Source organism: Nonomuraea sp. NPDC050680, assembly GCF_040654555.1.
Classification (GTDB): domain Bacteria; phylum Actinomycetota; class Actinomycetes; order Streptosporangiales; family Streptosporangiaceae; genus Nonomuraea.
In genome coordinates this window covers 116,750-128,276 of record NZ_JBFAIF010000025.1, presented here as the reverse complement: position 1 = coordinate 128,276, position 11,527 = coordinate 116,750, and the positions used below count along the sequence as shown (strand labels likewise).

The following is an 11,527-nucleotide window of genomic DNA, read 5'->3' as shown; positions in this document are numbered from 1 at the left end:
CCGGGCCGACCTGCTGGTCGTCGGCTCGCATGGCAGGAGCGCGATCGGGTCGATCGTCCTTGGCTCGGTCAGCCGAGGCGTCCTGCACCACGCACGCTGCACGGTGACGGTGGTGCGCGCCAAGGACGCACCATCCACCCAAGCGAGCGGCGGTGAACCGCAGAGCCGCAGTGGCTGAACCAAGACCAATGCCCTGAGTCACCATCACCTCCACGCCATCGGCGATTTCTGCGCCCAGCCCTTCCGATGACGCACCCTGGCCCAGCCCTCCCGATCGGATGGCGTTGGTCCCGGGCATGAAGGCCCAACGGCCCTGGTCCTGGCCACGGACCGAGCGCCAGGTTGGAAGCGAGACATCTGCAGGAGTGGAGGAGCGAGATGAGACCTTCGATAACGGCAGCAATCGCCGCCGGAGCGTTGCTCGCCGCCGCTGCCGTCGGCGGGGCCGCCCTCGCCACCGCCGACCGCCAGCCCTCCGCAACCGCTGCGGGATGGCAGCAGACCGGCTGGCCGATGGGTGGGATGCACCGAGTTACGGTGGACGACGAGGCCGACTACCTGGCCCAGATGGTGCCCCATCACCAAGAGGCGGTCAAGGCGGCCGGCCAGCTGCGGCGTTCCGGCCGGGCCGAGATGCGCGCTCTGGGCGCTTCCATCGTCAAGACGCAGACTGCCGAGATCGCCACCATGAAAGGATGGCTGGCCAAGTGGTACCCGGGCCGAGCGGCCGCGACGTACCAGCCGATGATGCGCGATCTGTCCAAGCTGTCGGGCGACGCACTGGATAGAACGTTTCTCGAGGACATGATCGGCCACCACATGGCAGCGGTGATGATGTCGCAGCAACTGCTCATGCACAGCCGCAACCAGCACCAGGAGATCACCGGCTTCGCCCGCACCGTACGCGACACCCAGCACGCCGAGATCTTCCAGATGCAGCAGTATCTGACCGACTGGTTCGACGGGCGCTGGCGGATGCCCTACGGATCGTGAGGACCGCTCCGAACCAGGTGATCTGGCTGGCCACGATCCCCGTCAGTATCGACCTCGTTCATGACTGTCAGCGTTGCGACCATCTGCTGACGCCGTCTCGTTCGTGATCTTTCTGTTTGGACCTTTGAGTGCGAGGCTCAGACCTTGCCGGCTCTCCTGCACCACGGCTACCCGAGACACGTCTCCTGGCTGAGGATCCAAATGATCAAGAGGCCAGATCCACAATCTCGGGATCTAGCCTCTGAGGTAAAACTCTGTGGGGCTACCAGGACTTGAACCTGGGACCTCTTCCTTATCAGGGAAGCGCTCTAACCGTCTGAGCTATAGCCCCGCGTACGCCAAACGGTATCGCATCCCCACCAGGGACGGCGAACCGGTTGTTCGGACGAGGAAAAGCTTACCGCCTCTCCCGAGTTGCTCGCGCCGCCCCCGAAAGATCGACGGCGACGCGAGCCAAAAAGCCGCAAAACCACAAGCCACAAATCACGAACCACGTATGGAAGCTACTCAGCCTCGCTGAAGGTCACCTCGACGCCGCCCACCAGGTCGGAGGCGACGTTGTAGATGACCGCCCCCAGCGTGGACAGTGCCGTGATCAGCACCACGTTCACCGCGCCGATGAGTGCGGTGTAGCCGAGGATGCGGACCGGCTCGAACCAAGAGGCGATGTCGATCGGGATCGAGTTCTGCCCCTGCTCACCCTTGCCGAGCTGGTTGACCAGGTCCACGAGCGAGTCGAACACGCCCAAGGCGGACAGTACGCCGTACAGGACGGCCACTGCCACGAACAGCACCACGAAGCAGACGAGGGAGACCACGAAGCTGAACTTCATGGCCGACCACGGCTCGACGCGACGCAGGACCAGGTGGGCCTTACGGGGGAGACGGGCCCCCGCGGAGCTGGAGGGCTTCTTCTTGGGCATCTCGACAAGCGGAGGGGCCTCGGAAGTCAGCGAGGGACGGAGGCGGACCGTCTCGTTGCCCTCCGTCGTCTGCTCCTCCCCTGGCTGACCCGTGACCGGCGGCACTACTCCTTGCGGAGGCGTCGCCTTCTCCTCGTCGACCGCTCCGTCGAAGATCTCGGTTTCATTGGGCTTCTTCGGCTGCTGGCCGTTGTCCCGGGCCGCCTTAGTCCTGGCGGAGCCACCCTGGGCGCTCATGACCTACTCTCCTCCCCCGTCTTCCTCAATCTCCACCGAAGTCTCCATGGACTCGGCGTTCCGGGCGAGGGCCACCACGCTGTCGCCTTCGGCGAGATTCATCAAACGCACTCCCATGGTCTGGCGGCCGGACTGCTTGATCTCCCCGGCACTCGTCCGGATCACCCCGCCGGCGGACGTGATCGCGAAGACCTCATCCTCTGGGTTGACCATGACTGCTCCGACCAGCTTGCCACGGGAACTGACGATTTTCGCAGTCAGCACGCCCCTACCGCCACGTCCTTGAACTGGATACTGCTCGACGGGTGTCCGCTTTGCGTACCCAGCCTTGGTGGCGATAAGCACATGTTGACCATCGGCAATTCTATTCATGGCGAGAAGTTCGTCACCATCGAGGAATCTCATGCCGATGACGCCGCTGGTCGCCCGGCCCATCGGGCGCAGCGCTTCGTCGGAGGCGGTGAAGCGGACGGACTGCGCGCCCTTGGAGACGAGCAGCAGATCGTCCTCTTCGGAGACCAGGCGGGCCCCGATGACCTCGTCGTCGTCCCGCAGGTTGATCGCGATCAGACCACCGGACCTGGGGGAGTCGTACTCGGACAGGCCGGTCTTCTTCACCAGACCGCTGCGGGTGGCGAGCACGAGGTAGGGGGCGACGCCGTAGTCACGCAGGTCGAGGACCTCCATTACTGTCTCGTCGGGCTGCATGGCCAGCAGGTTCGCCAGGTGCATGCCCCGCGCGTCGCGCGCGGCGTCGGGAAGTTCGTACGCTTTGACGCGGTAAACGCGGCCTTTGTTCGTGAAGAACAGCAACCAATGATGGGTCGTCGTGACGAAGAAGTGGTCGACGATGTCGTCCTGGCGCAACTGCGCGCCCCTGACGCCCTTGCCACCGCGCTTCTGCGCCCGGTAAAGGTCGGTACGGGTGCGCTTGGCATAGCCGCCGCGGGTGATGGTGACGACGATCTCTTCCTCGGCGATGAGGTCTTCGATCGACATGTCGCCGTCGTACGCGATGATCTCGGTCTGCCGGTCGTTGCCGAAGCGGGCCACGATCTCGGCCATCTCGTCACTGACGATCTGCCGCTGCCGGGACTCCGAGCCCAGGATGTCCTGGTAGTCGGCGATCGCCGTCATCAGCGTTTCGTACTCGTCCTGGATCGCCTGGCGCTCCAGGGCGGCGAGCTTGCGCAGCTGCATGTCGAGGATGGCCTGGGCCTGGATCTCGTCGATCTCCAGCAGCGTCATCAGGCCGCCCTGGGCCTCCGCGGCCGACGGCGAGCGCCTGATCAGCGCGATGACCTCGTCCATCCGGTCGAGCGCCTTGAGCAGCGCGCGCAGGATGTGGGCGCGCTCCTCGGCCTTGCGCAGCAGGTAGCGCGTCCGGCGGACAATGACCTCGATCTGGTGCGCAACGTAATAGGTGATGAACTGGTCGAGCCGCAGCGTACGCGGCACCCCGTCGACCAGGGCCAGCATGTTGGCGCCGAAGGTGTCCTGGAGCTGGGTGTGCTTGTACAGGTTGTTGAGCACGACCTTGGCGACGGCGTCGCGCTTGAGCACGATGACCAGCCGCTGGCCGACCCGCGACGACGACTCCTCGCGGACGTCGGCGATGCCGGTGACCTTGCCCTGCTTGACCAGCTCAGCGATCTTGTACGAGAGGTTGTCGGGGTTGACCTGGTAGGGGAGTTCGGTGACGACAAGGGCGTGCCGGCCCTTGTTGTCCTCCTCGACCTCGACGACGGCTCGCATGGTGATCGAGCCGCGGCCGGTGCGGTAGGCGTCCTCGATGCCCCGGCGGCCGACGATCAGGCCCTTGGTCGGGAAGTCGGGACCCTTGACGCGCGCGATGGCCGCCTCGAGCAGCTCCTCATCGGAGGCCTCGGGGTTGTCCAGCGACCACTTGACGGCCTCGGCCACCTCGCGCAGGTTGTGCGGCGGGATGTTGGTCGCCATGCCGACCGCGATGCCGCCCGAGCCGTTGACCAGCAGGTTGGGGAAGCGCGCCGGGAGTACGACGGGCTCCTGGGAGCGGCCGTCGTAGTTGGGCTGGAAGTCGACGGTGTCCTTGTCGATGTCGCGCAGCATCTCCATGGCGATGGGCGCGAGCTTGCACTCGGTGTAGCGCATCGCCGCGGGCGCGTCGTTGCCCGGAGAGCCGAAGTTGCCCTGCCCGTCGACCAGCGGGTGGCGCAGCGACCACGGCTGCGCCAGACGTACGAGGGCGTCGTAGATCGAGGAGTCGCCATGGGGGTGGTACGAACCCATGACGTCACCGACGACGCGCGAGCACTTGAAGTAGCCGCGGTCGGGGCGGTAGCCGCCGTCGTACATCGCGTAGAGCACGCGGCGGTGCACCGGCTTGAGACCGTCACGCACATCCGGCAGGGCACGCGAGACAATGACCGACATCGCGTAGTCCATGTAGCTGCGCTGCATCTCGGTCTGGATGTCGACCGGTTCGATGCGGTCCGAAGACGGTGGAGGCGGAGTGTTCACTTCCGTCACGTGTGAAGATCCTTTTCTACTGTACGGCCGTGCGCTACACGTCTAGGAAACGGACATCTCGCGCATTGCGGATGATGAAGGCTCTGCGTGCCTCGACGTCCTCACCCATGAGCACGCTGAACATCTCGTCGGCCTGAGCCGCGTCATCGAGCGTGGCCTGGAGCAGGACGCGGCTGTCGGGATTCATGGTGGTTTCCCACAGCTGGTTGGCGTTCATCTCGCCGAGACCCTTGAACCGCTGGACCCCGTCGTGGGCGCGGGGGTCACGCTTGCCGCGGCCGATGCCGTCCTCGATGATCGCGTCGCGCTCGCGGTCGGAGTAGGCGTAGGAGGCGTCGTCGCCCTTGCGGTCCCACTTGATCTTGTAGAGGGGCGGCTGCGACAGGTAGACGTGGCCGCCCTCGATCAGCGGGCGCATGAACCTGAACAGCAGCGTCAGCAGCAGCGTGGTGATGTGCTGGCCGTCGACGTCGGCGTCGGCCATCAGGATCAGCTTGTTGTAGCGCAGCTTGCTGATGTCGAACTCGTCGTGCACGCCGGTGCCCATGGCCGTGATCAGCGACTGGACCTCGGTGTTCTGCAGGACCTTGTCGACCCGGGCCTTCTCGACGTTGAGGATCTTGCCGCGGATCGGCAGGATCGCCTGGAAACGCGAGTCGCGGCCGCCCTTGGCCGAGCCGCCGGCCGAGTTGCCCTCGACGATGAACAGCTCGCACTTGTCGGGGTCGTTCCACTGGCAGTCGGCCAGCTTGCCCGGCAGGCCGCTGCCCGACTCCAGCAGCGACTTGCGCCGCGTCAGGTCGCGGGCCTGGCGAGCCGCGAGGCGGGCCCTGGCGGCCTGCAGCGACTTGTTGATGATGTCCTTGGCCTCGCCGGGGTTGCGCTCGAACCAGGCGCGCAGGTGGTCGTTGCAGGCCTTCTGGACGAACGACTTGGCCTCGGTGTTGCCGAGCTTCGTCTTGGTCTGCCCCTCGAACTGCGGGTCGGCCAGCTTGATCGAGACGATCGCGGTCAGGCCCTCGCGGACGTCCTCGCCGGAGAGGTTGTCGTCCTTGCCCTCCTTGAGGAACTTCTGCTCGCGCGCGTAGCGGTTGACGATCGACGTCAGCGCCGCGCGGAAGCCCTCCTCGTGGGTGCCGCCCTCAGCCGTGTTGATGGTGTTGGCGAAGGTGTAGACGGACTCGCTGTAGGAGTTGTTCCACTGCATGGCGATCTCTACGGAGACGCCGTCGCCGTGCTCCTCGAAGTCGATGACCGACGCGTGCGCGGGCTCCTTCTTCGAGTTGAGGTGCGTCACGAAGTCGGACAGACCGCCCTGGTAGCAGTAGGTGACCTCGACGGACTCGCCGTTGACGTGGTCGGGCCGCTCGTCGCGCAGCACGATCGTCAGGCCCTTGTTGAGGAAGGCCATCTCCTGGAAGCGACGCGAGAGCGTCTCGAAGTTCCAGGTGGTGGTCTCGAAGATGCCCTCGTCGGCCCAGAACGTGATCGTGGTGCCGGTCTCGGAGGTCTCCCCGTCCGTCGCCAGCGGCGCGGTCGGCTTGGAGTGCTCGTAGCGCTGCCGCCAGATGTGGCCGTTCTGCTTGACCTCCACCTCCATGGCGGTGGACAGCGCGTTGACGACGGCCGAGCCGACGCCGTGCAGACCTCCGGACACGGCGTACGACTTTCCGTCGAACTTGCCGCCCGCGTGCAGCGTGGTCAGCACGACCTCGACGGCGGAACGCTTCTCGACCGGGTGAATGCCGGTCGGGATGCCGCGGCCGTTGTCGATGACCCGCACACCGTTGTCGGCGAGCAGGGTGACGTCGATGCGGTCGGCGTGGCCGGCGAGGGCCTCGTCCACCGAGTTGTCGACGATTTCGTAGACCAGGTGATGCAGACCGCGCTCACCGGTCGAGCCGATATACATACCCGGGCGCTTGCGAACCGCCTCAAGCCCTTCGAGTACGGTGATTGAGCTAGCGTCGTAGGACAAGTGCCAAATCCTCCTGCCGCGGACACGCGGCTGGGGAGGCGACACATGTCAAGCTGCCCCTGCCGTGCCCGTCACCGTCGTGAGTGCCCCGTTGCGTTGATCACCCGGGGGAATCGGCGCTGTATGCGTGCCGGGGGTGACACGCAAACGGACGTGTCCGGAATCCAGTTTCATTCTACCGGCTCTGAGGGCCCAAGGTGGCATTGAACGCGCCTGTAACGGCCTGTCGCTTGTTTTCCCCCTCTTCGAGCATCCCCCCACAGGAAGGGGGGTCATCGCGTCTGCGGCTCTCTGATGGGTTTTCTCGCGGATCCGGCGCATGGGTTTCTCGCCGATCCGGCTCAGCCGTAGGTGTCTCCCGGGCCCTTGCTGCCGGTCACCCTCAGGCCCCCGGCCGCGCGCGGTGCGTTCTGCGGGCCTCTGACCTTCACCTTCGTCACCGTGCCATGGCCGAGCTCCTCGTTGAGCCGGCGTACGAGAGTGCGCGCGAGCAGGCGCACCTGGGTCGCCCACGCGGTGGAGTCGGCCAGGATGAGCACCTCACCGTCGTCGAACGAATCGGGCTTGGTGTGCGCGGCCAGATCGGGACCGACGATGTCGGACCAGCGGCCGAACACCCCGCCGACGGCCGCCGACCGCTCCCAGCCGCGGTCGGCCAGCAGGTCGGAGATCGCGCGTCCGAAAAGCTGCGGATCGCCGGCGTCCCTGCGCGCCCCCGCCCTGCGCCTGGGCTCGCGGCGGGGGAGCTGGCCGCGCTTGGCCGCGTCGGCCTTGGCCTGGGCCAGCTTCTCCCTGGCCATCGCCGCGCCCCTGGCCGTGGGGTTGTCATCGGCGGGCACCTTGGAGGTGCCGTCGGCGGATCCGCGGGGGTTGCCGTCGGCGGGCACCCGAGGGGTGCCGTCAGCGGATCCGCGGGGGTTGCCGTCAGCGGACACGTGTCACGCTCCCTTCGGCGACGTCGAACCTGGCCCCGATCAACTCCCCGGGCACGTCGTCGGCCACAGCCGCGGTGATGAGCACCTGCTCGGCGGGGGCGACGATCTCGGACAGGCGGCGCCTGCGCTGGCTGTCGAGCTCGGCGAAGACGTCGTCCAGGATCAGCACCGGGTCGCCGCCCTCGGCCCGGAGCAGGTCGTAGGCGGCCAGGCGCAGCGCCAGGGCGAACGACCACGACTCGCCATGGCTGGCGTAGCCGCGCGCGGGCAGCTCACCGATGCCGAGGATCAGGTCGTCGCGGTGCGGGCCGACGAGCGTGACGCCCCGCTCCAGCTCGGCCGCGCGGACTTCCAATAGCCGCTCGCGGAGTCGTTCTTCAAGGGTTTTCCCCAAGTCTGTGGATAACGTCTGTGTATCGGAAGATCCCGTCTCACCGGGGACTTCGTCCTCAGCCGCGTCGGTGCCTGTGGACAAACTGCTGCGATAGGCCAGGGTCGCGGGGGCGCTCGTGGGGGCGAGCGCGGCATAGGCTCCGGCGACCAGCGGGCGCAGCGCGTCGATGAGATCGAGCCGCGCTTGGAGGAGCTCCGCGCCGTGTCTCGCCAGATGCGCGTCCCAGACCTCCAGAGTGCTCAGGACGTCTCCAGCGCCCGCCGCCGAGAATCCTGTGTCACTCTCGGCTCTTCGGGCGCTCCTGGCCCCTCTGCGGGCCTGGGAGGCGGCACGCAGGAGCGCTCCTCGCTGCTTCAGCACACGGTCGTAGTCGGCGCGTACGCCGGCGAACCGCGGGGTGCGGCTCACCAGCAGTTCATCGAGGAAGCGCCGCCGCTCAGATGGGTCGCCCTTGACCATCGACAGGTCCTCGGGGGCGAACAGCACCGTGCGCAGCAACCCGATGACGTCGCGCGGCCTGGACACGGGGGAGCGGTTGAGCCGGGCGCGGTTGGCGCGTCCCGGGTTGATCTCCAGCTCGACCAGCGCCCGCCGGTCGTCCCTGTGGATGGCGCAGCGCACGATGGCCCGGCTCGCGCCCTGCCGTACGAGGGGCGCGTCGCTCGCCACCCGGTGGCTGGAGTGCGTCGCGACGTAGCCGAGGGCTTCGACCAGGTTGGTCTTGCCCTGGCCGTTGGGCCCCACGAACGCCGTGACGCCCGGCTCCAGGCCGAGCTCCACGGACGCGTAGGACCGGAAGTCGGTCAGCGACAGATGGGCGACGTGCACCCCAAGAAGGTTAGTGGCCCACGCAGGTCACTGGGGTCACCGGCGTGCGGCTGTGGAAAACCGGCATCGGAAAACCGGCATCGGAAGCCTCGCATCGGATCAGCGCACGTCCGGCGGGTTCGGATGAGCGTACGTCTGGCGGTTCAGCGCACGTTCGGCGGGGTCACGTCGGCGCCGGGGGAGTCGGCGCCCATCCCCGTCGAGCCCTCCGCCGAGGCGATCGGGTGGCCGCCGAACTGGTTGCGCAGCGCGGCCACCACCTTCATCGCGGGCGGGTCCTCCTGGCGCGAGGCGAACCTGGCGTACAGCGCGGCGGTGATCACCGGCAGCGGCACGGCGTGGTCCACCGCGGCCTGAACGGTCCACCGGCCCTCGCCGGAGTCCTGTGCGTAACCGCGCAGCTCCTCGAGGTGCTCGTCGCTGTCGAGCGACCGCACCAGCAGGTCGAGCAGCCAGGAGCGGATGACGGTGCCGGTGCGCCAGCTGCTGAAGCAGCCCTTGACGTCCTTGACGATGTCGGAGGCTTCCAGGAGCTCCCAGCCCTCGGCGAAGGACTGCATCATGCCGTACTCGATGCCGTTGTGGACCATCTTGGCGAAGTGTCCGGCGCCGACCTCGCCCGCGTGGACGAAGCCGTCCTCGCCCTCGGGCTTGAGCGTCTCGAAGATCGGCATCATGTGCTGCACGACGGCCTCGTCGCCGCCGCACATCAGGGCGTAGCCGTTCTGCAGGCCCCAGACGCCGCCGCTCACGCCGCAGTCGACGAAGCGGATGCCGCGCTCGGCGAGCTCGGCGGCGTGCTTCTGGTCATCCACATAGTGTGAATTACCGCCGTCGATGACGATGTCACCCTCGGAGAGGAGCTTGCCGAGCTCGTCGACCGTCTGCTGGGTGGGCTTGCCGGCCGGGACCATCACCCAGACCGCGCGCGGCGCCTCCAGCCTGTCGACCAGCTCTTTCAGGCTGCCGACGTCGCTGGCCTCCCGATTGTGGTCGTAGCCGACCACCTCGTGACCTCCGCGGCGCAGCCTTTCGGCCATGTTGCCGCCCATCCTGCCAAGTCCGACCATGCCGATCTGCATGATGTACCAACTCCCCTAGTCAGGCCTCCATAATCCCCGATGGGATTTTCAGCTCGACAAGCGGATCGGCATGATCAGGTAACGGTAGTCGGGGACTCCGCCGTCATCCACAGGCTTTCCACCGGTGAGGATGGCGGGCTTGGTGGACGTGGTCATCTGCAGCCGGGCGACGTCCGAGTCGATCGCGCCCAGCCCCTCCAGCAGGAACTGGTGGTTGAAGGCGATGTTCATCTCCTCGCCCTCGTAGTCCACCGGCAGCACCTCGACGGCTTGGGCCTCGTCGCCGCTGCCGGCCTCCAGCACGACCTCGCCGCTCTTGAACGCCAGACGTACGGGAGTGTTGCGCTCGGCGACCAGGGCCACGCGCTTGACCGCCTCGACGAACGAGCCTGTGGACAGCTCGGCGCGCGCCGAGAACTCCGTCGGCAGCAGCGAGCGGTATTTGGGGAACTCAGGGTCGAGCAGCCGCGTCGTGGTCCGCCGTCCGGCGCTGGAGAAGCCGATCATGCCCTCACCGGTGCCGCCCGCCGCGCTGAGCGCGATCTCCACCTCGGCGCCGGTCGCGCCGAGCGCCTTGGCCGAGTCGGCGAGCGTCTTGCCGGGGATCATCGCGATCGCCGCGAAGTCGGGCTGGTCGGGCTGCCATTTCAGCTCGCGTACGGCCAGGCGGTAGCGGTCGGTCGCGGCGAGGGTCACGGTGTCACCCTCGATCTCCATCCGTACGCCCGTGAGCATGGGCAGCGTGTCGTCCCTGCCCGCGGCGACGGCGACCTGGCCGACGGCGGAGGCGAAGACGTCGCTGCCCACCCGGCCGGCGGCCGGCGGCATGGCCGGTAGCGACGGGTAGTCCTCCACCGGCATGGTCAGCAGGGTGAACCGGGCGCTGCCACAAGTGACGACCGCCTTGGCCCCCTCCACGACGAAGTCCACAGGCTGTGCGGGAAGCGCGCGAGTGATCTCGGCGAGCAGCTTGCCGGAGACCAGGACGACGCCGGCCTCACCGGTGTGGAGTTCGAGCGTCACCTCGGCGGAGACCTCGTAGTCGAAGCCCGACAGCTTCAGCCGCTGGTCCTCGGTGACCTCCATCCGCATTCCGGCGAGAACGGGGACCGACGGCCGCGCGGGCAGGCTGCGTGCCGTCCATGCCACCGCCTCTGCGAGGACGTCTCGCTCGATTCGGAACATCACGGTCATCAGCCTCCTGAGTTCGTCGTTGATTCAAGTGTCGCTTCTCCCGCACCCGAGTTTCGGGAGAACCCCTCTATGGGTCTTGAGTTTCCTAGTTAGAGATATAGGTGGTCTTCACACTAGGGGCTGTGGATAGTGTGGACAACCGGCGTTTCCCCTGGTCAGCTTGCGTGGCGTCGCCCACATGCCCGGTGGATTACGCCTGGGGAAAACTTCGGCGCCTGGGGATGACCGTTCGTTGCCCACAGCTCGTCCCCAGATCATGGTGCGTTCATCCACTGGTCATCCACCGGCTTTCCACAGGTTATCCACGGGCTAAACGGCCTCGCGGGAGACCCTTTTTCGACTGTGCACAGGCCGTCCACAAGTCATCCACCGGATATCCCCAGGTTGTCCTCAGGATGTCCCCAGCTTTATCCCCAGGCGTCGCGCCGGATTTTTCAGGCGAAGATGGGGCG

General features: G+C 67.0%; 9 protein-coding genes and 1 tRNA gene. 2 read left to right on the top strand and 8 right to left on the bottom strand.

Features of this window, described 5'->3' with window-relative positions; translation table 11 throughout:
• Both AB0H88_RS45660 and AB0H88_RS45655 read left to right on the top strand, forming a co-directional pair.
• Positions 1-178: universal stress protein (locus AB0H88_RS45660; RefSeq protein WP_357655410.1), on the top strand; the 178-nt coding region annotated here is incomplete at its 5' end.
• A 200-nt stretch (positions 179-378) separates the two neighbouring features.
• The gene (locus tag AB0H88_RS45655; RefSeq protein ID WP_357655391.1) at positions 379-993 is read left to right on the top strand and encodes a DUF305 domain-containing protein; all 615 of its coding nucleotides are present in this window, start codon (positions 379-381) and stop codon (positions 991-993) included.
• 257 nt (positions 994-1,250) lie between these two features.
• Here AB0H88_RS45655 and AB0H88_RS45650 read toward each other — a convergent pair.
• The 8 genes from AB0H88_RS45650 to dnaN all read right to left on the bottom strand — a co-directional run bounded on the left by AB0H88_RS45650 (position 1,251) and on the right by dnaN (position 11,069).
• Positions 1,251-1,324 (bottom strand) — tRNA-Ile (locus tag AB0H88_RS45650).
• A gap of 172 nt (positions 1,325-1,496) precedes the next feature.
• The gene (locus tag AB0H88_RS45645; protein ID WP_357655388.1) at positions 1,497-2,153 is read right to left on the bottom strand and encodes a DUF3566 domain-containing protein; all 657 of its coding nucleotides are present in this window, start codon (positions 2,151-2,153) and stop codon (positions 1,497-1,499) included.
• Between the two features lie 3 nt (positions 2,154-2,156).
• A complete protein-coding gene (gene gyrA, locus AB0H88_RS45640; protein WP_357655385.1) occupies positions 2,157-4,664 on the bottom strand; it encodes a DNA gyrase subunit A in 2,508 nt (835 codons plus the stop codon).
• A gap of 34 nt (positions 4,665-4,698) precedes the next feature.
• Positions 4,699-6,642 carry a DNA topoisomerase (ATP-hydrolyzing) subunit B gene (gyrB, locus tag AB0H88_RS45635; protein WP_357655383.1) on the bottom strand — a complete coding sequence of 648 codons (1,944 nt, stop codon included), beginning with the start codon at positions 6,640-6,642 and terminating at the stop codon, positions 4,699-4,701.
• Between the two features lie 341 nt (positions 6,643-6,983).
• Positions 6,984-7,577, bottom strand: coding sequence for a DUF721 domain-containing protein (locus AB0H88_RS45630; protein WP_357655380.1), 594 nt, complete (start codon positions 7,575-7,577; stop codon positions 6,984-6,986).
• Positions 7,567-8,799 (bottom strand): DNA replication/repair protein RecF, encoded by a 1,233-nt coding sequence (recF, locus tag AB0H88_RS45625; protein ID WP_357655377.1) that lies wholly within the window; start codon positions 8,797-8,799, stop codon positions 7,567-7,569. Before recF ends, AB0H88_RS45630 begins: the two co-directional genes overlap by 11 nt.
• 143 nt (positions 8,800-8,942) lie before the next feature.
• A complete protein-coding gene (gene gnd, locus AB0H88_RS45620) occupies positions 8,943-9,881 on the bottom strand; it encodes a phosphogluconate dehydrogenase (NAD(+)-dependent, decarboxylating) (protein ID WP_357655374.1) in 939 nt (312 codons plus the stop codon).
• A 48-nt stretch (positions 9,882-9,929) separates the two neighbouring features.
• Positions 9,930-11,069 carry a DNA polymerase III subunit beta gene (dnaN, locus tag AB0H88_RS45615; RefSeq protein ID WP_357655407.1) on the bottom strand — a complete coding sequence of 380 codons (1,140 nt, stop codon included), beginning with the start codon at positions 11,067-11,069 and terminating at the stop codon, positions 9,930-9,932.
• Between the last annotated feature and the right edge of the window lie 458 nt (positions 11,070-11,527).

Excerpts from the sequence above, each read along its gene's own strand:
- AB0H88_RS45655 (WP_357655391.1), top strand. The coding sequence starts at position 379 with ATGAGACCTTCGATAACGGCAGCAATCGCCGCCGGAGCGTTGCTCGCC.
- AB0H88_RS45645 (WP_357655388.1), bottom strand. The coding sequence starts at position 2,153 with ATGAGCGCCCAGGGTGGCTCCGCCAGGACTAAGGCGGCCCGGGACAAC.
- gnd (WP_357655374.1), bottom strand. The coding sequence starts at position 9,881 with ATGCAGATCGGCATGGTCGGACTTGGCAGGATGGGCGGCAACATGGCC.